General features: G+C 66.5%; 22 protein-coding genes. 9 read left to right on the top strand and 13 right to left on the bottom strand.

Going from position 1 to position 24,346, the window contains the following annotated elements:
* Nucleotides 1-78 precede the first annotated feature (78 nt).
* Nucleotides 79-2,166 carry an excinuclease ABC subunit UvrC gene (uvrC, locus tag ACTZWT_RS12725; RefSeq protein ID WP_444770047.1) on the bottom strand — a complete coding sequence of 696 codons (2,088 nt, stop codon included), beginning with the start codon at nt 2,164-2,166 and terminating at the stop codon, nt 79-81.
* A gap of 302 nt (nt 2,167-2,468) precedes the next feature.
* Here uvrC and ACTZWT_RS12720 point away from each other — a divergent pair, with 302 nt between their 5' ends.
* On the top strand, nt 2,469-3,092 hold the full coding sequence (locus ACTZWT_RS12720; RefSeq protein ID WP_444770046.1) for an outer membrane protein: 624 nt from the start codon (nt 2,469-2,471) through the stop codon (nt 3,090-3,092).
* A 336-nt stretch (nt 3,093-3,428) separates the two neighbouring features.
* On the opposite strand, the gene ACTZWT_RS12715 is transcribed toward ACTZWT_RS12720, so the two are convergent.
* Both ACTZWT_RS12715 and ACTZWT_RS12710 read right to left on the bottom strand, forming a co-directional pair.
* Complete coding sequence (locus ACTZWT_RS12715) at nt 3,429-3,641, bottom strand: cold-shock protein (protein WP_011440078.1); 213 nt, start codon at nt 3,639-3,641, stop codon at nt 3,429-3,431.
* Between the two features lie 263 nt (nt 3,642-3,904).
* Nucleotides 3,905-4,762 carry a 23S rRNA (adenine(2030)-N(6))-methyltransferase RlmJ gene (locus ACTZWT_RS12710; RefSeq protein ID WP_444770045.1) on the bottom strand — a complete coding sequence of 286 codons (858 nt, stop codon included), beginning with the start codon at nt 4,760-4,762 and terminating at the stop codon, nt 3,905-3,907.
* 321 nt (nt 4,763-5,083) lie between these two features.
* Between ACTZWT_RS12710 and ACTZWT_RS12705 the strand changes: the two genes are divergently transcribed.
* Nucleotides 5,084-5,479, top strand: coding sequence for a response regulator (locus tag ACTZWT_RS12705; protein ID WP_322515760.1), 396 nt, complete (start codon nt 5,084-5,086; stop codon nt 5,477-5,479).
* 214 nt (nt 5,480-5,693) lie between these two features.
* Here the strand turns inward: ACTZWT_RS12705 and ACTZWT_RS12700 are convergent, their stop codons facing one another.
* The 3 genes from ACTZWT_RS12700 to aptA form a co-directional block, all read right to left on the bottom strand.
* On the bottom strand, nt 5,694-6,548 hold the full coding sequence (locus ACTZWT_RS12700) for a TIGR01459 family HAD-type hydrolase (RefSeq protein ID WP_444770044.1): 855 nt from the start codon (nt 6,546-6,548) through the stop codon (nt 5,694-5,696).
* Nucleotides 6,549-6,560: 12 nt separating this feature from the next.
* Complete coding sequence (locus ACTZWT_RS12695; RefSeq protein ID WP_444770043.1) at nt 6,561-8,033, bottom strand: EAL domain-containing protein; 1,473 nt, start codon at nt 8,031-8,033, stop codon at nt 6,561-6,563.
* A gap of 97 nt (nt 8,034-8,130) precedes the next feature.
* Complete coding sequence (aptA, locus tag ACTZWT_RS12690; RefSeq protein ID WP_444770042.1) at nt 8,131-9,477, bottom strand: omega-aminotransferase AptA; 1,347 nt, start codon at nt 9,475-9,477, stop codon at nt 8,131-8,133.
* 234 nt (nt 9,478-9,711) lie between these two features.
* Between aptA and hisS the strand changes: the two genes are divergently transcribed.
* Nucleotides 9,712-11,235 carry a histidine--tRNA ligase gene (gene hisS / locus ACTZWT_RS12685; protein ID WP_444770300.1) on the top strand — a complete coding sequence of 508 codons (1,524 nt, stop codon included), beginning with the start codon at nt 9,712-9,714 and terminating at the stop codon, nt 11,233-11,235.
* 201 nt (nt 11,236-11,436) lie between these two features.
* Nucleotides 11,437-11,640, top strand: a complete 204-nt coding sequence (locus tag ACTZWT_RS12680; protein WP_444770041.1) for a tautomerase family protein — start codon at nt 11,437-11,439, stop codon at nt 11,638-11,640.
* A 187-nt stretch (nt 11,641-11,827) separates the two neighbouring features.
* Here the strand turns inward: ACTZWT_RS12680 and ACTZWT_RS12675 are convergent, their stop codons facing one another.
* The 4 genes from ACTZWT_RS12675 to ACTZWT_RS12660 all read right to left on the bottom strand — a co-directional run bounded on the left by ACTZWT_RS12675 (nt 11,828) and on the right by ACTZWT_RS12660 (nt 18,929).
* On the bottom strand, nt 11,828-13,891 hold the full coding sequence (locus ACTZWT_RS12675; RefSeq protein ID WP_444770299.1) for a hypothetical protein: 2,064 nt from the start codon (nt 13,889-13,891) through the stop codon (nt 11,828-11,830).
* A gap of 279 nt (nt 13,892-14,170) precedes the next feature.
* The gene (locus tag ACTZWT_RS12670) at nt 14,171-16,996 is read right to left on the bottom strand and encodes a DUF4159 domain-containing protein (RefSeq protein WP_444770040.1); all 2,826 of its coding nucleotides are present in this window, start codon (nt 16,994-16,996) and stop codon (nt 14,171-14,173) included.
* The gene (locus ACTZWT_RS12665) at nt 16,993-17,931 is read right to left on the bottom strand and encodes a DUF58 domain-containing protein (RefSeq protein WP_444770039.1); all 939 of its coding nucleotides are present in this window, start codon (nt 17,929-17,931) and stop codon (nt 16,993-16,995) included. The genes ACTZWT_RS12670 and ACTZWT_RS12665 overlap by 4 nt, the downstream gene beginning before the upstream one ends.
* On the bottom strand, nt 17,931-18,929 hold the full coding sequence (locus ACTZWT_RS12660; RefSeq protein WP_444770038.1) for an AAA family ATPase: 999 nt from the start codon (nt 18,927-18,929) through the stop codon (nt 17,931-17,933). Before ACTZWT_RS12660 ends, ACTZWT_RS12665 begins: the two co-directional genes overlap by 1 nt.
* 252 nt (nt 18,930-19,181) lie before the next feature.
* On the opposite strand from ACTZWT_RS12660, the gene ACTZWT_RS12655 reads away from it, so the two are divergent.
* From ACTZWT_RS12655 to ACTZWT_RS12640, 4 genes are read left to right on the top strand one after another with little or no spacing between them, the layout of a single operon-like run.
* The gene (locus tag ACTZWT_RS12655) at nt 19,182-19,793 is read left to right on the top strand and encodes a DUF1285 domain-containing protein (RefSeq protein WP_444770037.1); all 612 of its coding nucleotides are present in this window, start codon (nt 19,182-19,184) and stop codon (nt 19,791-19,793) included.
* 28 nt (nt 19,794-19,821) lie between these two features.
* On the top strand, nt 19,822-20,487 hold the full coding sequence (locus ACTZWT_RS12650) for a CoA pyrophosphatase (protein ID WP_444770036.1): 666 nt from the start codon (nt 19,822-19,824) through the stop codon (nt 20,485-20,487).
* Nucleotides 20,484-20,747: a DUF6111 family protein gene (locus ACTZWT_RS12645; protein ID WP_444770035.1), complete on the top strand. Its 264-nt coding sequence runs from the start codon at nt 20,484-20,486 to the stop codon at nt 20,745-20,747. Before ACTZWT_RS12650 ends, ACTZWT_RS12645 begins: the two co-directional genes overlap by 4 nt.
* Complete coding sequence (locus ACTZWT_RS12640) at nt 20,744-22,000, top strand: CCA tRNA nucleotidyltransferase (protein WP_444770034.1); 1,257 nt, start codon at nt 20,744-20,746, stop codon at nt 21,998-22,000. The genes ACTZWT_RS12645 and ACTZWT_RS12640 overlap by 4 nt, the downstream gene beginning before the upstream one ends.
* Before the next feature lie 86 nt (nt 22,001-22,086).
* Here the strand turns inward: ACTZWT_RS12640 and ACTZWT_RS12635 are convergent, their stop codons facing one another.
* From ACTZWT_RS12635 to ACTZWT_RS12625, 3 genes are all read right to left on the bottom strand, one after another.
* On the bottom strand, nt 22,087-22,314 hold the full coding sequence (locus tag ACTZWT_RS12635; protein WP_444770033.1) for a YodC family protein: 228 nt from the start codon (nt 22,312-22,314) through the stop codon (nt 22,087-22,089).
* An 87-nt stretch (nt 22,315-22,401) separates the two neighbouring features.
* A complete protein-coding gene (gene queE / locus ACTZWT_RS12630; RefSeq protein ID WP_444770032.1) occupies nt 22,402-23,034 on the bottom strand; it encodes a 7-carboxy-7-deazaguanine synthase in 633 nt (210 codons plus the stop codon).
* Between the two features lie 13 nt (nt 23,035-23,047).
* Complete coding sequence (locus ACTZWT_RS12625; protein WP_444770031.1) at nt 23,048-23,500, bottom strand: tRNA (cytidine(34)-2'-O)-methyltransferase; 453 nt, start codon at nt 23,498-23,500, stop codon at nt 23,048-23,050.
* Between the two features lie 275 nt (nt 23,501-23,775).
* Here ACTZWT_RS12625 and petA point away from each other — a divergent pair, with 275 nt between their 5' ends.
* Entirely contained in the window at nt 23,776-24,303 is a 528-nt protein-coding gene (gene petA / locus ACTZWT_RS12620) for a ubiquinol-cytochrome c reductase iron-sulfur subunit (protein ID WP_444770298.1), read from the top strand.
* The last annotated feature ends 43 nt before the right edge of the window (nt 24,304-24,346 follow it).

Raw genomic sequence — 24,346 nt, 5'->3', positions numbered from 1 at the left:
CCCTCCGATCCGTATCAGGAAAAGGTGAAATCCGCATGGTCTGGATCGGGCTGTGCCGCTGCCGACTTTGGTCGGGCTTCAGCCCGGGCCCGGATGAAAGAAATCGAAGATCCGGCGGGCGCTCTCGGCGCTGATGCCCGGAACCTTGCCGAGATCGCCGAGCGAGGCGCGTTCGATCTCCTTCAGGGTGCCGAAATGGTGCAGCAGCGCGCGCTTGCGCGACGGGCCGATGCCGGGGATTTCCTGCAGGCCGGCCTCGCGGATGTCCTTCTTGCGCAGCTTGCGGTGCGAGCCGATCACGAAGCGGTGCGCCTCGTCGCGCAGCCGCTGGATGAAATACAGCACCGGGTCGCGCGGCTCGAGCTTGATCGCCTCGCGCTCCGGCATGAACAGCGTCTCGCGGCCGGCGTCGCGGTCCGGCCCCTTGGCGACGCCGAGCAGCGTCACCTCGGCGCCGAGCCCGAGCCCGGCCAGCACGCCGCGCGCGGCGTTGAGCTGGCCGCGGCCGCCGTCGATGATCACGAGGTCGGGCCATTGCGGCGCCTCGTCGTCCTTCGGCTTCGCCGCATCGCCCTCGGCCTTCGCTGCCGCCAGCCGCTTGAACCGGCGCTCCAGCACCTCGCGCATCATCGCATAGTCGTCGCCCGGGGTAAGGCCTTCGGAGCGGATGTTGAACTTGCGGTACTGGTTCTTGATGAACCCGTCCGGACCGGCGACGATCATCGCGCCGACCGCGTTCGTGCCCTGGATGTGGCTGTTGTCGTAGACCTCGATCCGCTGCGGCGGCTTCGCGAGGCCCAGCGTGGTGGCGAGGCCCTGCAGCAGTCTCGTCTGGGTCGCGGTGTCGGCGAGTTTGCGGCCGAGCGCCTCGCGCGCATTGGTCAGCGCGTGCGCGACCAGCTCTTTCTTTTCGCCGCGTTTCGGCGTCGAGACCTCGACCTTGTGGCCGGCCTTGATGCACAGCGCATTGGCCAGCAACTCGGATTCCTCGATGTCGTGCGACAGCAGGATCAGCTTCGGCGGCGGCTTGTCGTCGTAGAATTGCGCCAGGAACGACGCCAGCACTTCCTCCGGCGTGAACGATTTCTCGGCGCGCGGGAAGTAAGCGCGATTGCCCCAGTTCTGTCCGGTGCGGAAGAAGAACACTTCGACGCAGGAATAGCCGCCCTCCTGATAGATCGCGAACACGTCGGCTTCCTCGACGGTGCGCGGATTGATGCCCTGCTGGGACTGGATCGCCGACAGCGCGGCGAGGCGGTCGCGATACAGCGCTGCGGTCTCGAATTCGAGCTCGTTCGAGGCCTTCTCCATCTCGACGGCGAGTTCCTGCTTCACCGCCCGGCTGCGGCCGGACAGGAAATCCTTCGCCTCGCGCACCAGTTCGGTGTAGCCGGGAAAATCGACCTCGCCGGTGCACGGGCCTGAGCAGCGGCGGATCTGATACAGCAGGCAGGGCCGGGTGCGGCTTTCGAAAAACGAATCGGTGCACGACCGCACCAGAAACGCGCGCTGCAATGCCGTGATGGTGCGGTTGACCGCGCCGACCGAGGCGAACGGCCCGAAATAGCGGCCGGGACGGCTCTGCGCGCCGCGGTGCTTCAGGATCTGCGGCGCCCAATGGTCGCCGGTGATCAGGATATAGGGGAATGACTTGTCGTCGCGCAGCAGCACGTTGAAGCGCGGCCGCAGCTGCTTGATCAGATTGGCTTCGAGCAGCAGCGCCTCGGTCTCGGTCGCGGTCGAAATGATCTCCACCGTGACGGTGGCGGCGATCATCCGCGCGATCCGCATCACGTGGCCGGTCGGCCGCGCATAGGACGCCAGCCGCTTCTTCACGTTCTTGGCCTTGCCGACATAGAGCACGTCGTGCGCGGCGTTGAGCATCCGGTAGACGCCGGGCGAGGTCGGCGCCAGCCGCACCGCCTGCTCGATCGCGTCGCGGCCGACCGCGAGCGTCCCGTCGGCGACTTCGGCGCTGTCGTCCTCGATCTCCGGCAGGCGCGCCTCGTCGTCCTCGTCCACCGTCAGCGCGGCGGTCGCGGCGTCGATGTCCTGTCCGCCGGGCGCGGGGCGAGGCGGCAGTTCGGGTGAGACCGGCGATGGGGATTCGGTTTCCGCAAGCGGCGCAGCCGCCGTGTCGCGGGTCTCGGCGGGATCTTGATTCATGGTCCTAAATTAGGCGTTCGGCGTGGTCGGTGCCAGCGGCACGCGGCCGGAACCCACATCGCGTTGACATCCCGCCGGGGCGACGATCTTTCGCCACACCCCGTGAATTAAGCTCTCGTTAAGAATGCGATCTGGAACCGCCAGCCGATTAACAACCGCTTAACTTAAAACTCTCGATAAATCTTACCGGAAAAGAGTGGAAATCCGTAACCATCCGGATCGCTTTTTTCGTCGGCCGCGTGTGGCCGAGGGCTGGACGGACGGCGCGCGCAAGCAGCGTCCCTGCCGTCGAGGAGAGTAAGATGCGTAAACTTGCGATGGCCGCGGCGACCGTTCTCGCCGCAACTGGATCGACGGCGCAGGCGGCGGATATGGGCTACTACCGCTCGCAGACGCCCTACACCGTCAATCAGCCGCTGAATGCCTTCAGTTGGGCGGGACCGTATCTGGGCGGCAACCTCGGCTATGCGTTCGGCAACGTCACCAATAACATCACCAACCCGTCGGGCTTCAGCGGTGGCGTTCAGGGTGGCTACAATTGGCAGAGCGGCAACATCGTGTTCGGCCTCGAGGGTGATATTCAGTTCTCGACCGCCGAAGACACCTTCGCGCCCTATAAATTTTCGAACCCGTGGTTCGGGACTGCGCGCGGCCGCGTCGGCTATGCGATGAACGACATTCTGCTCTACGCGACCGGCGGTCTCGCCTTCGGTCAGCTGAAGGGCGAATATCTGCTGTCCTCGGAGAGCCACACCTCGGCCGGCTGGACGGTCGGCGCCGGCGCCGAATTCGCCTTTGCGCCGAAGCTCAGCGCCAAGGTCGAGTATCTTTACGGCAGCCTGTCGACCGACAATTTCTTCATCACCGGCACCCCGAACGGCTACAATTTCGGACTCATCCGCGCCGGCATCAATTATCACTTCTAAGCTTCGTGACGAAATCGTCGCGAGCAAGAAACTCGGCGATCAACATTCCCGGCCCATGCGGCCGGGATTTTTTTCGGTGCGGGTTTTTCGGTGGTGGACGTATCCGACACGATCGCGGGTCGCCGCGCGGCGATTGCATGCGCTTGGTGATGAATATGATGCCGATGCGGGCCTCTGCTGCGGGCCTCTGCGGAGGCGACGTGTCGGTCCACGCACACGGCTTCAGCGTCACGGCGTCGACACGCGCCGCACCGTCCCGGTTGCGTCAAGGCTCGTCGTGGCGCGGCCATCGTCGTCACGGCTGTCGCGCTGAACGCGCGGAGCCGGGGTTAATGGCTACGAAATCACCAGATTGACCGCCTTGGGGCCTTTGCCCTTCTTGTCCGGCTCGACCTCGAACGAAATGCGCTGACCTTCGGTCAGGTCCTTCAAGCCGGCACGCTCGACTGCAGTGATATGAACAAATACGTCACGGCCGCCGTCATCAGGCTTGATGAACCCGTAGCCGCGTTCTCCATTAAAGAACTTCACCGTTCCCGTGTTAGGCATTCCGGAAACTCCCTCCCGCATGCTTTCCGTCGCGCGCCGGCGCGTCGGTGCGACCTGGCATTGCGCTGCCGGAAAGCTTGGCCGAGGGCTGGACCTGCTGATCGTCGCAGGTCCGAGGTAGTACGGCCTTGTCACTCCGCCGCCCCCATTCGCGGAAGCAGAACGTAAAGCCAGTCCAATGGAGTCAGCATAGTACGGATTTGCGCGGATTGACTACGCCCCAAATGCGACTTTTCGCGCCACGGGGCGCGCTGTGCGAGGCGTCACGGTTTAGGTAGCTCGAGCCGGTAGCGGCTGACCCCGCCCTGGCCGAGCGGTCTCTCCAGCTCTGGAAGAACGACTCTCAACTCCGAAGCCAGCGTCCACGGCGGATTGACCACCAGCAGCCCGGTCGAAGTCAGCGCGCCGTCCGGTTGCTGCGGTGCGACGCTGAATTCCAGCCGCAGACACTTGCCGTCGCCGCCGGCTGCCGCGAGCGTTGCAACGCGGTCGGCCAGCGCGTCGGTCGCGCGCCGGTTCTTCACCGGATACCACAACTGATAGATTCCGGTCGGCCATTTCCCGTAAGCGGTGCTGAAACCCTCCGCCAACCGCTCGAATTCGTCCTTCTTTTCGAACGACGGGTCGATCAGCACGAGGCCGCGGCGCTCCTTCGGCGGCACGAAAGCTGTGAGTGCCTGCCAGCCGTCGAGATCGACCACGCGCGCCTGGGTGTCTCGGCGCAGCGCATTGATCAGCTGTTTGCGCGCCACCGGCTCGAGCTCGCTGGCGACCATGCTGTCCTGCGGTCGCAGCAGGGCACGGGCGATCAAGGGCGATCCCGGGTAGGCGGTCAGGTCGCGCTGCGGGTTGAAGGCGCGGACGATGTCGAGATACGGCTTGATCAGCTCGCCGGCCTCGTCGCTGAACCGCGCCTGCATCACCCGGGCGATGCCGGTGACCCATTCGCCGCCGCGGCGAGCTTCGTCGCTGGTGAGGTCGTAGAGCCCGGCGCCGGCATGGCTGTCGATCACCCGAAACGGCGCCGGCTTCTCCTGCAGATAGGTCAGGATCCGGGCCAGCACGATGTGCTTGATGACATCGGCAAAGTTGCCGGCGTGAAAGGCGTGACGATAGTTCATCGGCATTCCCTAGCAGTCGGCGCCCCAACCCGCCATGGGTGTTCGGGGCGTGGCGAAGGCCAGTGCGCTGCGTCCGTAAGACTACGGGGAATCTGCGAGATCGTGCGAAACATCCAAGAAGCCAGTGTGCTGTAATGGTTTCCGACGCGGTGACCGGAATGCTTCGACGACCCCCGGTTAACGGGCTGTTTAATGAGCGGTGCTAGTTCTGGTTTCCGGATGAGGCCGGGCGTTTCGAACGTCGGGTCTTCCTGAGAACCACAATTTGGCCCACCGTTGGGGCGTTTCGGCGCCCCGTTGCGGTGCCCCTGGGAGTTGAAGATGGCGGTTGATTTGTCAATGTCGGTCCTGGTGGTGGACGACTACAGCACCATGATCCGGATCATTCGTAATCTTCTGAAGCAGCTCGGTTTCGAGCACATCGACGATGCCAGCGACGGCTCGGCCGCGCTCGAGAAGATGCGAACCAAGAAGTACGGTCTGGTGATCTCGGACTGGAACATGGAGCCGATGACCGGCTACGACCTGCTCAAGGAGGTCCGCGCCGATCCCAACCTGTCGCAGACGCCGTTCATCATGATCACGGCGGAATCCAAGACCGAGAACGTGATCGCCGCCAAGCGGGCGGGCGTGAACAACTACATCGTCAAGCCGTTCAACGCGGCGACGCTGAAGACCAAGATCGACGCGGTGTTCCCGGATCACGTCGCGGCCTGACACGCGACATCATCGAATTTGACGAACGCGCTCCGCAAGGGGCGCGTTTTTGTTTGGGGGCATCCGATCGCGCACGTCGTTCCGGGGCGCGCGCAGCGCGAACCCGGAACCCCGAGATGTTCATCCCTGCGCCGTGTGCCCCGAACCTCTGGATTCCGGGTTCGCGAGCGGCGCTCGCGCCCCGGAATGACTCATCGCTCGATGGCTCGCGACCCTACCACCGCAATTCGCGCGTCAGCGCAAGCGGCGGGTGGCCGAACAATTCGGTGACGGCGGCGGCATCGAGCCGGTCGATGCCCTCGAAGGCGTCGGCATGGATGCCGCGGGTGACGAACAGCAGATCGATGCCGTAGCTTTGCGCGCCGGCGAGGTCTGTGCGGACCGAATCGCCGATCGCCAGCACGCGCGGCAGCGGCGTGTCGGCGCCGCGGAGTCCGCGCGCGAGCGCCATCGCCCGGTCGTAGATCGGCCGGTGCGGCTTGCCGTAGAAGATCACGTCGCCGCCGAGCTCGCGATACAGTTCGGCGATCGCGCCGGCGCAATAGATCAGCCGGTCGCCCCGCTCCACCACGATGTCGGGATTGGCGCAGACCAGCGTCAGCCTGCGCGCCAGCGCCTCGCCCATCATCGCGCGATAGTCCTCGGCCGACTCGGTCTCGTCGTCGAAGGGGCCGGTGCAGATGATGTAGTCGGCCTCGTTCAGCGGCGTCAGCACCGCGTCGAGGCCGCGATAGATCGAATTGTCGCGATCCGGGCCGAGCCAGAACACCGATTGGCCGGGATGCTCGGCAACGTAAGTGCGAGTGAGGTCGCCGGACGAGACGATGGCGTCGTAGCAATCGTCGGGGACGTGCAGCTTGCGGAGCTGGCGCTGCACCGAATCCGCCGGGCGCGGCGCGTTGGTGATCAGCACCACGGTGCGGCCGTCGGCGCGGGCGTTGCGCAGCGCCTCGCAGGCCTCGGGGAACGATTCAAGGCCGTTGTGCACGACGCCCCAGATGTCGCTCAGCACGACATCGACGGATCCCACCAGCTCGCGCAGGTGTTCGACGAAACGCAGCGTGGTCATGCGGGAAGGCGGTCAGATCGGGCCGACGGCACGGCGCGCGAGCGCCGCAAGGCCGGTCGCGGCGCGCGGCGGATCGATCCGGGCGGGTTCGCCCTTCGGGGAGGAGCTTGCATCATGCGGAGGGGCGATGTCCTGCTTGGCCTTGTCGCCGGGCGTGGTGGGCGCAGGCGATGGGGCGTTCTCGGGTCGCAGCGGACGGGGCGCCGCGAACAAGAACCCCTGCCCAAACCGCACATCGTAGTCAAGCAGGTCGACCACGGCGCGCTCGCCCTCGATTCGCTCGGCGATCAGATCGATGCCGAACCGGCCGAGCAGATCGGACAGATCCGCCGGATGGATGTCGGCAGCCGGATGCTCGCGCTGGTCGAGCAGCAGTGCCGCCGGCACCTTGATGAAGCGGACGCCGCGGTCGGCGAGGTCGCGCGGTTCGAACCGCAGATCGGTGACGTGGTCGATCGAGAACCGGAAGCCGCGCTGCGCCAGGGCCGCGAGGTGCTCGGTTTCGAGCGGCCCGAGATTGCGCAGTGTGCTCTGCTTGAATTCGAGCACGAAGGACGGCGCCAGCGCCTTGTTGGCCTCGAGGAAATCGAGGCACTGCGCGAACGTCTCGGCGTCCGACAGCGTGGCGGCGGCGATATTGACGAACACGCCGACGTCCTTGTTGCGCACCATCAGCCGGCGCAGCACCTGGACCGCGCGCAGAAACACCGCATGGTCGATCCGGCCCATCAGCCCGGCGGTCTCGGCGACGCTGAGGAATTCGTCGGCGGCGAGGATCTGGTCGTTGCCGTCGCGCAGCCGTGTCACGATCTCGTAGAACCGCACCTTGCGCTGCGGCAGGCTCACCAGCGGTTGCAGGTAGATGTCGAGCCGTCCGGTCTCGAGCGCGGTCTTCACCGCGATCAGAACCTGCGCCGGGTCGCGCGCCGGCTTCGGCGCCGCCGGCAGGGGCGTGACGGTGGCGGAAACCAGTTCGGTCAGGGCCAGCGGCTCAGCGGCAGGTTGCGGCGTCTGCTGATCCGCGACCCTGGCTTCCGGATCGAGCGTCGGCGGACGGTGCGGTGCGGCACCCGTCGCGGCCGAATTCAGGATGTCCTCATGGGTCGCGACCGACGCGGCGAGCTGCTTCACCAACAGCCCGAGCTCGCCGATCTCGCTCATGGCGACCTGGGTGCGGTCCTGGCTGGCCGCATTGGCGGCGAGTACCCTGCCTTCGACCGCGGCGAGCCGGCGGCCGAATTCGGCGATCTGGCGGGCGAGGTCGGCGGTGCCGCGCGACAGATCGGCGATCTGGTGACCGGCGTCGGAACGGTCGCGGAGCCGGATCGACACGGCGCTGTAGAGAATGAACAGGCTCAGCGTCGCCAGCGCGACGATCGCGGACTCGACCGCGCTGAAGCCGGCGAGCGAATACACCACCGTACCCAGCGATACGGAGATCAGCACCATGCAGATGGCGACGAAAATGGTCGAGATTCGGATCATCCAGCGCCGGTTTCCCTGCAGATCCCGCCATCATTGGTGATTCGGCGGACGAGTCCAAAGGATTCGTCCGCCGCAGGCAGGGTCGAGGCGGGGAGCGTCAGGCGATGGCGCGGATCACGCGGCCGACTTTCTCGACGATTTCGCCGATATGGTCCGCATTGAGGATCAGCGGCGGGGTCAGCGCCAAGGTGTCGCCGGCGATCCGCAGCATCAGATCATGGTCGTGGAAGGCCGAGTTCATCGCTTCGAAGCCGCGCTTGCCGGCGCCGTCCGGGAGCGGCGCGAGGTCGATGCCGGCGGTCAGGCCGAGGGTGCGGATATCGACGACGTTCGGCTCGGACTTCAGCGACATCACCGCGTCGGCGAACACCGGCTCCAGCGCCTTGGCGTTCTCGAACAGCTTCTCGTCGCGATAGAGGTCGAGTGTGGCGAGGCCTGCGGCGCAGGCCAAGGGATGCGCCGAATAGGTGTAGCCGTGGAACAGCTCGATCGCGTAATCGGGCCCGCTCATGAAGGCGTCGTGGATCTCGGAGCTGGCGATCACGCCGCCCATCGGCACCGCGCCGTTGGTGACGCCCTTGGCGAAGGTGATCATGTCCGGCGTGACGCCGTAGCGCTCGGCGGCGAAGCTATGGCCGAGCCGGCCGAAGCCGGTGATGACCTCGTCGAAGATCAGCAGGATGCCGTGCTTCCTGGTGATCTCGCGCAGCTTCTGGAGATAGCCCTTCGGCGGCGGGAGCACGCCGGTGGAACCGGCCATCGGCTCGACGATCACTGCCGCGATGGTGTTGGCGCCGTGCAGATTGACGAGGCCTTCGAGTGCGTCGGCGAAGTGCGCGCCGTAGTCCGGCTCGCCCTTGCTGAAGGCCTGCTTGTCGCGGTCATAGGTCGCGGGCAGATGGTCGACGCCGTTCAGCAGCGTGCCGAACATCTTGCGGTTGTTGCCGATGCCGCCGACCGCGGTGCCGCCGAAGCCGACGCCGTGATAGCCGCGCTCGCGGCCGATGAAGCGGGTGCGGCCGCCCTGGCCGCGGATCTGCTGCCAGGCCATCGCGATCTTCAGCGCGGTGTCGGCGGCTTCCGAGCCGGAATTGCAGAAGAACACGTGGTCGAGGCCTTCGGGGGCGAGGTCCGCGATCCGGCTGGCGAGTTCGAACGCCTTCGGCTGGCCGAATTGGAACGGCGGCGAGAAGTCCAGCGCCTCGGCCTGGGCGGCGATCGCCGCGGAAATCTGGGGGCGGCCGTGGCCGGCGTTGCTGCACCACATGCCGGCGGCGGCGTCGATGATCTTGCGCCCGTCCGTGGTGAAATAGTGCATGTCCTTGGCGCCTGCGATCATCTTCGGCGCGCGCTTGAAGGCCCGGTTCGCCGTGAACGGCATCCAGAACGCATCGAGGTCGTTCGGCACGTTGACGGCGGAATTGGGCTTGCTCTTGTCTAACATAGCGCTCCTCATGCATGCGCAGGCTGGTTTGCGGACGGCGCGGCAGGCTAGCAGCTTCGAGGAACCACGGAAACGCCGGGAGCCCGCACAATTGCGTGGGGCATCCATTCGCAACGGCAGGCTGACGCTCACAATCGAGGCAGCCCGCTTCCGATTTGCGCTGGATCATGCAGCCCAGCCTTGCTGCAGGGCAGGGCGGCTGGTACCAACCCGGCCCTGAGCGGAAAGGCGACCATGGCTGAGAAATCGAAGAAACCGCAGAAGTTGCGCGCCCGTCTGCCGCGCGGCCTGGCCGATCGCGGCCCCGCGGAGATCGCGGCGACGCGCGCGATGGTGGAAACCATCCGCGAGGTCTATGAGCGCTACGGCTTCGAGCCGGTCGAGACCCCGGCGTTCGAATACACCGACGCGCTCGGCAAGTTCCTGCCCGACCAGGATCGCCCCAACGAGGGCGTGTTCTCGCTGCAGGACGACGACGAGCAATGGATCAGCCTGCGCTATGATCTCACCGCGCCGCTCGCCCGCTACGTCGCCGAGAATTACGACGCGCTGCCGAAGCCCTATCGCAGCTACCGATTCGGCTGGGTGTTCCGCAACGAAAAGCCCGGCCCCGGCCGCTTCCGCCAGTTCATGCAGTTCGACGCCGACACCGTGGGCTCCGGCTCGCCGGCCGCCGACGCCGAGATGTGCATGATGGCTGCCGACACCATGGAAGCACTGGGCATCCCGCGCGGCAGCTACGTGGTGAAGGTGAACAACCGCAAGGTGCTGGATGGGGTGCTGGAGTCGATTGGCCTCGGCGGAGAGGAAAATGCGGGGCGGCGGCTCACAGTGCTGCGCGCGATCGATAAGCTGGATCGTATCTCAGATCAGGGTGTCAAAGCTCTCCTAGGCGAAGGTCGGCTTGACGAATCTGGCGACTTTACAAAAGGCGCAGGTTTAACTTTCGATCAAATCGACAAGGTAATGTCGGTAGTAGACCCTGCTTGGCTCGACAACGACAACCAATTCAACGTTCGCCAATTGAGCAATATCTTGTCTGACGTGAATTTGGGGCGCGAGGGCGCTGAAGAACTTCGGGCAATCAATGAAATTGTTGAGTCGTCTGGATACAATGATGGACGTATCCGTATAGACTCGACCGTTGTCCGCGGACTCGAATACTACACGGGCGCGGTCTTCGAGGTCGAACTGCTGCTCGAGACCAAGGACGAGAAGGGTCGCCCAATTCGGTTCGGCTCGGTCGGCGGCGGGGGCCGTTACGACGGTCTCGTCTCGCGCTTCCGCGGCGAGCCGGTGCCGGCGACCGGGTTCTCGATCGGTGTGTCGCGGCTGCAGGCGGCGCTGACGATGATCGGCAAGCTCGGGACCCGGCCCGCGACCGGCCCGGTGGTGGTGACGGTGTTCGACCGCGAGCGGTTGGCCGACTACCAGAAGATGGTGTCGCAGCTCCGCGCCGAGGACATCCGCGCCGAGCTCTATCTCGGCAATCCGAAGAACATGGGCAACCAGCTCAAATACGCCGACAAGCGCAACTCGCCTTGCGTGATCATCCAGGGCTCCGATGAGAAGAACGATCCGGACGGCGCGCAGGTGATCGTCAAGGACCTGATCCTCGGCGCCGAACTCGCTGCGCTGGACAAGGATCGCGACGACTATCTGCAGCGTCAGGCCGACGCCCAGCGCAAAGTGCCGCAACTCGGGATGATCGACGAAGTGCGGAGGATTCTGGCGCGGCACGACATCGACTGGAATTGACGGCGGGCGGCGCGCTGTCGAACCCTCTCCCCTTGTGGGAGAGGGTCGCTTCGCGAAGCGAAGCGGGGTGAGGGGTCGAGGGCCTTTGCCGAGATCACAGGTCCCCCTCATCCGTCGCGGACTTCGTCCGCGCCACCTTCTCCCACAAGGGAGAAGGACAAACCAACAGCGCTCATCGCGCGACCACAGGGAGACACCACGATGCCCGAGATCACCGTCAACATGGCCGTAGGCCGCACCGACGAGCAGAAGGCGGCGATGATGCGCGACATCTCGCAGGCGCTGGTGACGCATCTCGGCGTCGCCGCCGAGGACGTGGTGATCCAGATCAACGAGGCGCCGCTCATCAACAAGATGAAGGGCGGCAAGACCTTCGTCGAGCGCAAGGCCGCGCAGGGCAAGTAAGCGGCTTCCAAATCCCCTCCGTCATTCCGGGGTACTCACGAAGTGAGCGAACCCGGAATCCATACCCCCTGTTCGTGTTGCCTGGTCGCTGACTTGCCACGCCCGGGTTCATCGCTGACACTGGGCGTATGGATTCCGGGTTCGCGCAAGCGCGCCCCGGAATGACAGCGCGTGTCGCAGGGATCGCTCAGCGCCCCTCGCGCAGCCAGGTCGCCGCAAACGCGCCGAGCAGCAGCATCAGGCCGATCAGGCCGGTGAACACCGGCAGCACGCCGACGCCGCGGACCACGCTGGCGTCGCGCATCCGCACGCCAAGCCAGCCGTCGCCGCGGAACAGCGTGGCGGATTGCACCGGGACGATCCGCGGCAGCTCGACGCTGCCGCCGTCGGCGATCCGTCGCGCATCGCCGCCGGTCGCCATCGCCAGCGGCTTCAGCGTCTCCGCCGTCGAGGTGACTTCGGAGAATTCCTTCGGGTTGACCGGACCGACATTGATCAGCGCCTTCAGCGTGCCGTCGGTGGCGGCCCACAGGCCGAGTTCGTCGGCCGGCAGCGTCGTGCGCCAGATGCCGGGATCGCCCGGGGCGAGGGTGAGCTGCCGGGTCTGGCCGGACGGCGAGGTGACGGTGACCGGCGGCACGGCGTCGGCCATGGTCTGGCGGATCACCTGCAGATCCTTGCCCTCGACCTTGAGCCGCAACGCTTCCTCGTCCAGATCAGGCTGCTTCATCAGCCAGTGCGACATCCGCCGCAGCAAATCGAGATGCGGGCCGCCGCCCTCATAGCCGCGCGCCCACAGCCAGATGTGGTCGCTCAGCAGCAGCGCGACGCGGCCCTCGCCGAAGTGCGACAGCAGCAGCAGCGGCATGTTGTCGGCGCCGGTCATCAGCGGCGGCGTGGTGGCGTTGCGGGTGTCGATGGTGCGGAAGAAGCGGCTCCATTTCGGCGGCTCGGAGTTCGAGCCTTCCAGCCCGCGCGTTACCGGATGGCGTTTGCCGGCGTCGGACAGATGCGCGTAGAACGGCTTCTCGGTGACGCCGACCGGCTCGGCCGGCAACAGACTGTCGAGCGGCGTCCGCCAGATCGACGTGGTCGAGGCGTAATCCGGCCCGGCCGACACCAGCACCGCGCCGCCGTTGCGGACATAGCGGGCGATGTTGTCGAAATACGCGATCGGCAGCACGCCCTGGCGGGCGTAGCGATCGAAGATGATCAGTTGAAACTCGTTGATCTTCTGCTGGAACAGCTCGCGGGTCGGAAACGCGATCAGCGACAATTCGTTGATCGGCGTGCCGTCCTGCTTCTCCGGCGGCCGCAGAATCGTGAAGTGCACCAGGTCGACGCTGGCGTCGGATTTGAGCAAATTGCGCCAGGTGCGTTCGCCGGAATGCGGCTCGCCCGACACCAGCAGCACCCGCAGCTTGTCGCGGACGCCGTCGATCGAGACCACGGCGCGGTTGTTGACCGTGGTCAGTTCGTTCGGCACCGGCGAGGCGTCGATCTCGACGATGTTCTGGCCGGCGTGCTTGATCTCGACGTCGACATTGACGGTCTGGCGGCTGGCGACGCTGCGCTCGGTCAGCACCTCGCCGTCGCGGCGGACGACGACGCGGGCACGCTCGCCGCTGATGCCCTGGTCGTCGAGCCGGTAGGTGATGGTCTGGATCTGGCCGACGATGCCGAAGCGCGGCGCGGCGACGATCGCGATGCGGCGGTCGCGCTCGTTGCTGCGGCCGGTGACCAGCGCGTGCACCGGCGCCTGGAATCCGAGCGCGGCGGCATTGGCCGGAATGTCGTGGACCCGGCCGTCGGTGATCAGGAAGGCGCCGGCGACGCGGTCGGTCGGCACGTCGGAGAGCGCCGAGGTCAGTGCGCCGAACAGCTTGGTTCCGTCGGTCTCGCCGTCGGCCTGTCCGGCCTCGACGACGCGGACCTCGACGCCCTTGAGCTGCTTCAGCCGGTCGACCAGCGCCTGCTTGGCCTGTTCGGCCTCCTCCGCGCGGCTGCCGAAATTCTGGCTCGGGCTCTTGTCGACCACGACGACGGCGACCGAGGACAGCGGCTCGCGTTCCTCGCGGGTGAAGGACGGGTTCGACAGCGCCAGCAGGATCAGCGCCAGCGCCGCGATCCGCACCCACGCGCCGCGCGAGCGGCCGAGCAGCAGCACGACTGCGATCACCGCGATCGCGGCAAGCGCGACCCACAGCACGGCTGCGGGAACCAGAGGCGCGAAGGCGATGCCGTATTGCAACTCAAGCACCTCTCAACTTGAAAGGCGTCATCCTGAGGTGCGCGTCGCGCGAGCGACGCGCCTCGAAGGATGGCCGCGGATTCCCTGTGGCAGTCATCCTTCGAGGCTCGCTGCGCTCGCACCTCAGGATGACGGCTGTTGTATTCCCAGCGAAGTCATTCCGGGGCGCGCCGACAGGCGCGAACCCGGAATCCAGAGCTTTAGGGCATCTCGGGATTCCGGGTTCGCGAGCTGCGCTCGCGCCCCGGAATGACGTGGTGAGGGCGGGATAAACTCGCATCACTGCCCCAATCGTTCGATCAGCGCCGGGGCGTGGACCTGGTCGGCCTTGTAGTTGCCGGTCAGCGTGTACATCACGATGTTGACGCCGGCGCGGAAGGCGAATTCGCGCTGGCGTGGTTCGCCCGGCGTCAGCGGCAGCATCGGCTGGCCGTCGGGGCGCATCGCCCAGGCGCCGGCCAGATCGTTCGAGGTGATGATGATCGGCGACACGCCGTCGCCGCCGCGCGCCGGGCGCGCATTGTCCTCGTCGTCGTTCTCGCGCGGCAGGGTTTCCACCCAGGTCTCGCCGGAGGTGAAGCGGCCGGGAAAGTCGCGCAGCAGGTAAAACGTCTTGGTCAGCACGTGCTCGCGCGGCACCGGCTCCAGTTCCGGCACGTCGAGCGACGACAGCACGTTGCGCAGCGTCAGCATGCCGGGCGTCTGCGACGCGCCGTTCGGGCCGGCGGGCGCCTCGATCGCGTCGCGGGTGTCGAAGATCACCGTGCCGCCCTGCTTCATATAGGCGCCGATCTTGTCGAGCGCGTCCTGCGGCGGCTTCGGCGCGCCCGCGATCACCGGCCAGTAGATCAGCGGGAAGAACGACAATTCGTCGCGCGCCGGATCGATGCCGATCGGCTCGCCGGCTTCCAGCGCGGTGCGCTGCGCCAGAAACAGCGTCAGCCCGTTCATCCCGGCTTTGACGATCGAATCGACGTCGGCATTGCCGGTGACGACGTAGGCCAGGTGCGTCTGCGACGTCGCCTTGATGGCGAACTCGTCCTTTGGGCCGTCGGCATAGGATGGCCGTGGCGCAGCGGCGAGCGGCATCGCGAGCAGCAGTGCCAGCGCCGCGGTGGCGGTGCGGCGGCGGCGCATCATCAGCGCGGCGAGGCCGCCGCCGAGCAGCGCCACGATCAGCGCGTCGAGCCCGAACAGGCCGAGCGCGGAAGCGAGCAGCATGCCGCGCAGGTCGCGCGGCTCGGCGTTGGTGTAGTTCGCCCGCCGCGCATTGATCGCCGCGGTGTCGAGCGGCGCGATGCGGTCGGCGCTCGCCAGCGCATTCACCGCCAGCGGACCGTCGGCCGGGCCGTAGAAGCCGGGCGGATGATCGGCGCTGCCGCGGTCGCGATAGTCGGTCGGGATCGGTTTGGCGGAGGCCGGCGGCGGGCCGAATGCGCCGAAGCCGTCGAGCGTGCGCAGCGGCGCCACGGTCTCGGCGGCATTGGCCTCGGCGGCGACGCCCGCGCCCGGCGTCGCCGTGTAGCCGGACATGTCGACCAGCCGCCGCAGCATTTCGACGAAGGTGCCGGACATCGGCAGGTCCGACCAGCGCATATCGGCGCTGACGTGGAACAGCGTCACCAGACCCTTGCCGCGATGCTCGCCGGTGACCAGCGGCGTGCCGTCGGCGAGCGAGGCCCAGCTCTTGGTCGCCAGCACCGCGTCGGGCTCGGCCAGCACCTGGCGGTTGACGGTCACGTCGGTCGGCACCGCGATGCCCGCGAACGGCCCGTCGGCGGCGAACGCGGCGAGATGTTGCGGCTTCTCCCAGGTCAGGCTGCCGCCGAGGCTGCGGCCGCCATGGCGCAGCTTCACCGGCACCAGATCGTCCTCGGTCTGGCGCGCGAGGCGGGGGCCGGCGAACCGCACCAGCACGCCTCCCTGTTCGATCCAGGCATCGAGCCGCTGGCGCAATTCCGGTGACAGCGCGCCGACATCGGCCATCACCATCATCGGCAGCTTCTGATCGAGAAACTGGGTGATCACCTGCTGCGGCGCGGCGCGGTCGCCCAGTCGCACATCGGCAAACGGCGACAGCGCGCGGGCGAGATAGAAGGTCGGCGCCAGCAGCGGCTGCGCGGTGTCGGTGCTGGCGCCGGAGACGATGCCGATGGCGCGGCGGCGCCAGCGCTTGTCGAGCAATTGCACCGCGCCGGCGGAGCGTTCGCCGGCGATCTCGAGCCGCGCGATGTCGTTGCGCAGTTCGACCGGCAGTTCGAACGCTGCATCGGTTTCGCGATCCAGCGGCGGAAAATTGAACCGTGCTTCGCCGATCGGCGCGCCCTTGGCGTCGAGCGCGCGCACCGCGCCGGTGTCGATGCCGCCGGCCTGCGCGCGCAGCACCTTCACCGTCATCTTGGCGGCCGCATTCTCGGCGGCGGCGAGCGCATGCGCCGTCGGCGCACCGCCCTCGACGATGGTAATGCTGCGGTTCTGCAGAATCTTGTTCAGGCCCTCGACAAATTCGCCGCCGCGGCCGGTGTCGACGCCGTCGGTCAGCCAGACGATCTCGGCGTCGCCCACGGCTTTCAGGAAGCGCCCGATCGGCGGCAGCGCCTCGACGCGCTCGACCGCATAGGGCTTCGGCGAAAGCTGGCGCAGCGACACGCGCGCGGTGCCGGCCGGCATCAGCGTCGGGTCGCGGGTCGCCTCCGACAGCGGCGCCAGCGCGACGGCCCGGCTCACGCTGTCCGCCTCGGCGATCAGTTCGTCCGCGGCCTTGATCCGCATTTCCCAGCTCGCCGCCGAACTCCAGCCGTCATCGAGCAGGATCAAGAGCGGCGCGCGGCTGTTGCCCGCTGCGGTCTGCGGATTCCAGATCGGCCCGGCGAGCGCGATAATCACCAGCGCCGCGGCGAGCATGCGCAGCGCCGTCAGCCACCACGGCGTGCGCGACGGGGTTTCTTCCTTCGGGGCGATCTCGAACAAAAGCCGGGTCGGCGGGAAGTCGATCCGGCGCGGTCGCGGCGGTGTCACCCGCAGCAGCCACCACAGCGCCGGCAGCGCCAGCAGGCCGAGCAGCAGCAGCGGTTGTGCGAAGGACAAAGGCAAACCGCCGATCATGCGCCGAGCCCCGCTTTGACGCCGCGCTCGACGCCCTTGGCGGTGGTCATGCCGGCGTGCAGGAACAGCAGCAATTCGGCGGCCGAACGGCTGGTGGTGTGAGACGAGAACAGCCAGTCGAGCTTGCCGGTCTCGATCCGGATCGCGTCGCGATGCGCCGCGACGAGCGCGACGTAGTCGCTGGCCCAGGTTTCGGCGCGGCCGGCGGTGATCGCGCCGCCGCCTTCCGGCTCGACGAATTCGACGCGGCCGGAGAACGGAAAGCTCTCTTCCGCGGGATCGACCACCTGCACGAGCGAGCCGTGCGCGCCGGAGGCCGAAAGACCCGCGAGCATCTGACGGATCTCGCCGATCGGCGACCAGAAGTCCGAAAGCACCACGATCTCGGCCAGCGACGACGGCACGAAGGACGGCGGCAGGCTGTCGCGGGAGGTGGTGTCGTGCAGGATCGCCTGCGCCATCCGGTCGATCACGTTGCTGTTCGAGGTCGGGTTCATCAGCCCGGGAATGCCGACCCGCTCGCCTCCGGCGACCAGCAGTTCGGCGAGTGCGAAGGTGACGATCAACGCGCGTTCGAGCTTGCTGTCGCGCACGCCCCTGGAGGCGTAGGCCATCGAGGCGGAACGGTCCGGCCACAGCCACACGGTGTGCGCGGCCTCCCATTCCAGCTCGCGGACGTAGAGATGATCGTCGCGCGCAGAGCGGCGCCAGTCGACATTCTGCGCCGGCTCGCCGGAGACGAAGCGGCGATACTGCCAGAAATTTTCGCCCGCACCGGCGCGGCGGCGGCCGTGCAGGCCGTGGGTGACGTTGTTGGCGATGCGGCGCGCTTCGAGCATCAGGCGCGGCAATGAGGCGGCGAGCGTTCGGCTTTCGCCATCCGCGCGTCGGACTGCCAGCGTCTCCTTGTTCGGTTGCTCGGGCGCCTGCGCCATCAACCGATCCGGCTCTTGAGCTGCCGGATCACGTCCGGAATGGTGCGGCCTTCGGCGCGCGCCGAGAAGGTCAGCGCCATGCGGTGCTTCAGCACGGGCTCGGCGAGATCGAGCACGTCGTCGATCGACGGCGCGAGCCGGCCGTCGAGTAGCGCGCGGGCGCGCACCGCCAGCATCAGCGACTGGCTGGCGCGCGGGCCGGGGCCCCACGCGATCAGCTTGCCGAGCTCGCCGGCATCGGGGCCGGGCCGCGCCGAGCGCACCAGCGACAGGATCGCCTCGACCACCGAATCGCCGACCGGCAGCCGGCGCACCAGCCGCTGCGCCGAGACCAGCAGTTCGGCGTTCATCGTCGTCTTCGGGATCGCGTGTTCGGCGCCAGTGGTGTCGAACAGGATGCGCCGCTCGGCGTCGCGATCCGGATAGTCGACGTCGATTTCCATCAGGAAGCGGTCGAGCTGCGCTTCGGGCAGCGGATAGGTGCCTTCCTGCTCCAGCGGGTTCTGCGTCGCCAGCACGTGGAACGGCTTCGGCAGGTCGTGGCGTGCGCCGGCCACCGTGATGTGCTGCTCCTGCATCGCCTGCAGCAGCGCCGATTGCGTGCGCGGGCTGGCGCGGTTGATCTCGTCGGCCATCAGCAATTGCGCGAACACCGGACCCGCGATGAAGCGGAACGAGCGCCTGCCGGCGGCGGTCTCGTCGAGCACTTCGGCACCGAGAATATCCGACGGCATAAGGTCAGGCGTGAACTGGATGCGCTTGGCGTCGAGGCCGAGCGTCACGCCCAGCGTTTCAACGAGCTTGGTCTTGGCGAGGCCGGGCACGCCGATCAGCAGTGCATGGCCGCCGGCGAGGATCGTGACCAGCGTGTTTTCGACGACGCGATCCTGCCCGAAGATGACGGTGGCGATCGCCTCCTTGGCGGCGCGGACGTCGCTCGCGACCTGCTCGGCTGAGCGGACGATCACGTCCTCCAGCTTCTCGACACTGTCCGCCATCCGGTCTCTCCTGTTCATGCTGGCCGTTCGACCAGTCCACCCGGCTCGACGGCATCGTCCCGTCACGGCCAGATATGCTAGGCTGCCTCCTGCGACGAAGCGAAGGCTATGGTTTTATTAGCCAAATCTATCCCCACATTATGGGCATCGCGGATCGACGCGCATCACGATGTGGAGAGTTGAACCGCGCCGCATGTTGTCGAAGATGTGCAGCTATCGTGCCACTTCAGCAGTTGAGGGTCAGGGCAAACCATGGCGAAGCAAGGGCAGAGCGCGAATCGCAGCCTCGACGGATTGACGGAAGCGGCGCGCGAGGCGGCCGGCAAAGCCGCGACCGGCAAGGGCCTGCCGCCGGTGCATCTGTGGAATCCGCCGTTCTGCGGCGATCTCGATATGCGCATCGCCAGCGATGGAACCTGGTTCTATCTCGGCACGCCGATCGGACGGCCGGCATTGGTGCGGCTGTTTTCAACCATCCTGAAGCGAGAGGACGGCAAGCACTTCCTGGTGACGCCGGTCGAGAAGGTCGGGATCAAGGTCGACGACGCGCCGTTTCTGGCGGTCGAGATGGCGAAAGACGAGGATGCGCGCGGCCGATTGCTGCGCTTCCGCACCAATGTCGACGACTGGGTCGCCTGCGACGCCGATCACCGGCTGCGGTTCGAGGCCGCGGAAGACGGCGGCATGGTGCCCTATCTTCACGTTCGCGCCGATCTCTGGGCCAAGGTGACGCGGGCGTTGTATTACGATCTGGTTGACATCGGCGAGGAGCGGGTGGTCGATGGTCATCCGAAGTTTGGAATTGCTTCCGGCGGCGCGTTCTTCGCAATGGCCGACGCGGAGCAGATGAGGGAAGCACTTTGAACGGGCCGGAAGCACTTTGAACGAGCCGATGATGGGGATTGAGTCTGCCGCGGGCAGCATCAGTTCGGCCGACTTCTTCGATCGCGCATTGCGGCGGTTGCGGTTCGACGTGCCGCCGGCGCTGACCGACGCCAGCGTCATTCCCGACAGCGGCGATCACGGCACCGACCGGATGCTGCGGCTGATCGCGGAGGAGCGGCCGATCCGCCCGGCCGCGGTGCTGATTCCGGTGGTGGAACACGCTGAGCCGACCGTGCTGCTGACGATGCGCGCCGCGCATCTCAACGATCATGCCGGGCAGATCGCGTTTCCCGGCGGCAAGATCGACGCCACCGATAATTCCCCGCTCGACGCCGCGCTGCGCGAGGCGGAGGAGGAGATCGGCCTCGACCGCTCCTATGTCGAGCCGATCGGCTATCTCGACGTCTACGGCACCGGCTTCGGCTTTCGCATCCTGCCGACGGTGGCGCGGGTGCGGCCCGGCTTCGAACTGACCATCAACAAATCGGAAGTCGACGACGCTTTCGAGGTGCCGCTGTCGTTTCTCATGAATCCGGGCAATCACCAATTGCACAGCAAGGAATTCCGCGGCGCGCAGCGATCCTACTACGCGATGCCGTTCGCCGAGCGTTACATCTGGGGCGCGACCGCAGGCATTTTGCGAGTCTTGTATGAACGGATTTGCCTGCCATGATCCGTGCCGTGCTGACAGAAGTCGCGATCTTCCTCATCCCTTTCATCTTCTACGCGACCTACCTGGTGATCACGCGCTCGGCGCTGACGCACCGCTCGTCCTGGCCGTTCCGCATCGTCGGCTGGCTGCTGATTTCGGCGCTGGCGCTGGTCATCCTCAGCCTGCTGCTGCTGGTTCACTATTCCGGCGCGCCGCCGGGAGCGACCTATGTGCCGGCGCATATCGAGGACGGCCGCCTCGTCCCCGGAGTCGAAAAATGACCGGGAGCGCGGTGCGCGCCGACGCGCCGTGGCTGCAGGCCGGCCCGGCCGCGCAGGTTCTCGCCCTGCTCAACGACGATGGCGAAGAAGCCCGTGTGGTCGGAGGCGCAGTGCGCAATGCGCTGTTGAAGCTGCCGATCGGCGACGTCGACATCGCCACCACCGCTCGGCCCGACGAAGTCGTCCGCCGCGCCCGGGCCGCCGGCATCAAGGCGGTGCCGACCGGGATCGAACATGGCACCGTGACGCTGGTGCTGGACGGCCACGGCTTCGAGATCACCACGCTGCGTGAGGACGTCGAGACCTTCGGCCGCAAGGCCAAGGTCGCGTTCGGCCGCGACTGGATGCGCGACGCGCAGCGCCGCGATTTCACGATCAACGGGCTGTCGGTGTCGGCCGACGGCGTGGTGCACGACTATGTCGGCGGCCTCGACGACATCGCCGCGCGGCGGGTGCGGTTCATCGGCGATCCGGATCAGCGCATCGCCGAGGATTATCTACGCATCCTGCGGTTCTTCCGCATCCATGCCGCCTACGGCGTCGGCGCGCCGGAGCGCGACGGCACTCTCGCCTGCATTCGCGGTCGCGGCGGCCTCTCCAATTTGTCGGCCGAGCGGATGCGGATGGAGATGCTGAAACTGATGGTGGCGGACGGCGCGCTCGCCTCGGTCGAGGCGATGGCGGACGGCGGCCTTCTGCTCGCAGTGCTCGGCGGCGTGACCTATCCGGGAACTTTCGCTGCAATGATCGGCGCGGAGCAGGCGCTCGGGCTCGATCCCGATCCGGTGCGGCGGCTCGGCGCACTTGCGGTCGCGGTCACCGAAGACGCCAGACGGCTGTCGCAGCGGCTGCGGCTGTCGAACGCCGAGAGCAAGCGGCTCGACTCGATGGGACATCGATGGTGGCGGCTTGCGGGCATGGACGAGGCGACCGCGCGACGCCGGCTGTACCGCCTCGGCGAGTCGCGCTTTCACGATCGCATGATGCTGGCCTGGGCGCGGGCCGGCCGACAGGCCGATCCGGCGCCGTGGCGGAACCTGATTGATCTGCCGCAGCGCTGGCGCGCGCCGGGTTTCCCTTTGAGAGCCGCCGATTTCATCGCTCGCGGCTTTGCCGCGGGGCCGGCGCTCGGCCATGTCCTCACGCTGGCCGAAGATGCCTGGCTGGCGGCGGACTTTCCGGTCGATGTGGAGAGGCTGCAGACGATCGCCGACCAGACTGCGGCGCGGTTTGCCCGCGATCACCTGCTGTAGTTGCTTCCCAAAGATTCGCGGCCCTGGACTATGTCCATGGCCGCGAGGTTCCGGGGTTGAACGCAACGAAATTGGACGGATGCCCCTCAGGTGACCTTGTTCGCCTCGGTGTCCTTTGCGTCATCTTCTGCGTCGTCTTCGTCTTCGTCGTCGACTTCGATCGCTTCGAGCACGGCGAGTGGCAGGCTCTCGCGGAACAGATCGCCTTCCTCACCCATCCACACGCAGACCACTTCGTCGGCACGGGCTTCCGCCACCGTCATTGCCTGGCCGCCGGATTTCAGAATCACGACGTCGCCCGCCTTTAAGTCCATGTCTGGCTCCCGCTTGAAGTGTTGATCACGCGCCCGAGCCTAGCGATTCGTCATGACACGCCAATCACGGCGAGGCGGCACCGGCGCCTACCTGATCCCGATCACCTTGTGGGTCTGCACGCTGAGCCGCCATTGCGGATGGCGCAGGCAGTAGTCGATCGCGCGGCGGGTATTCTCGTCGCGGTCGGGGCCGTCCATCGGCTGCAGCGAGAACCGCTCGAAGGCGAGCCCCTGGAGCTGGTCGGGCATAGCGCCCGGCTGCGGGTAAACCAATTTGAGCTCGTTACCGCACTGCACGCGCAGCGGCGCGCCAGCTTTCGGGCTGACACAAAGCCAATCAATTCCGAGAGGTGGTTCGATTGTACCGTTAGTTTCGACCCCGATCGCGAAGCCCTGCTTGTGCAGTGCATCAATTAGTTTCAGGTCGAGTTGCAGCAGCGGCTCGCCGCCGGTGATCACGACATAACGGTCCTGATCGTCGCCCGCCCATTGCGCGGCAATTGTGGTGGCGAGCTGATCCGCGTCGGTGTAGCGACCGCCGAGCGTCCCGTCGGTGCCGATGAAGTCGGTATCGCAGAACTGGCAGACAGCGTCGTTGCGGTCCTGCTCGCGTCCGGTCCACAGATTGCAGCCCGCGAACCTGCAGAACACCGATGCGCGCCCGGCATGAGCGCCTTCGCCCTGCAGGGTCAGGAAGATTTCTTTGACCGCGTAGCTCACGGCGTCGTGTCCTCTAGCCTTGTCGGGTCTGGCGAAGCGCTTCGCCGACCACCAGCGCCGCGGCCATCGCGACGTTGAGCGAACGCATCCCCGCTTGCATCGGGATCACCACCCGGGCATCGGCGCCTGCGGCGACTTCGTCGGGCACCCCGGCGCTTTCCCGGCCCAGTAGCAGCACGTCAGTGGGATGGTAACGCTGTTCGAGATAGGGTGTTACGCCTTTCGTTGTAAGCAAAATCACCCGGCAGTCAGCGTCTTTCCTCCATTGCTCGAATTTTGGCCAGGAATCATGGCGAACGATGGTGATCTGATCGAGATAGTCCATTCCCGCGCGACGGAAATGACGATCCGAAACGGGAAAACCGGCGGGCTCGATGATGTGAGCTTCGACGTTCAAACAGGCGCAAAACCGAAGCAAAGTCCCGGTATTCTGGGGAATGTCGGGCTGGTACAGGGCGATCCGCATTCCGTATTGCTCCCAAGCAACTGAATCCTAACTGGCAGTGCGTACGACAACTCTTCCGAATTGTTCTGGCTGCGCTGATTAGCCCTTCGCGGGCTTGCGCTCTACCGGCAAGGGTGCCAATAGATCGATTCTGAACTGTCTGTTTCTACCTGACCGGCTGTGATAGCGGCCAAGGGATGCGTGGGCTGCGGACTTCGGCGGCTCTCCCTCGGACGATCGTTTCGCATCCTGCCGAGACCGCTTCGCCGGCCGCAGATATGAAAGGGCTTTGGATCGTGACGACAGAGACTTCGGCGGAACCGACGCGCCGTGATTTTCTCTACATTGCAACCGGTGCTGTGGCCGCAGTCGGCGCAGCAGCTGCGGTGTGGCCGTTCATCGCCCAGATGAACCCGGACGCATCGACCATCGCCGCCGGTGCGCCGATCGAAGTCGATCTGACTCCGATCGCCGAAGGGCAGGACATCAAGGTGTTTTGGCGCGGTCAGCCGATCTACATCATGAACCGCACCCCCAAGCAGGTGGACGAAGCGCGCTCCGTGAGCCTTTCGGCACTGCCGGATCCGCAGACCGATGAAGAGCGCACCAAGGCAGGCCACGAGAAGTGGCTCGTCGTTGTCGGCATTTGCACCCATCTGGGCTGCATTCCGATCGCGCATGAAGGTCTGTTCGACGGCTTCTTCTGTCCGTGTCACGGCTCGCAATACGACAGCTCCGGTCGTATCCGCCAAGGGCCCGCGCCGCTGAACCTGGCGGTTCCGCCCTACCAATTCGTCTCCGACACCAAAATCCAGATCGGCTGACGCCCTCCCGACCCGCGTCGCTATACCCTTGCTTAGGATCGCA

Origin of the sequence: Rhodopseudomonas sp. NSM, from assembly GCF_052445935.1 — a bacterium.
GTDB lineage: Bacteria > Pseudomonadota > Alphaproteobacteria > Rhizobiales > Xanthobacteraceae > Rhodopseudomonas.
The sequence above is the reverse complement of the archived record's forward strand: the minus strand, read 5'-3'. Positions and strand labels throughout refer to the sequence as shown.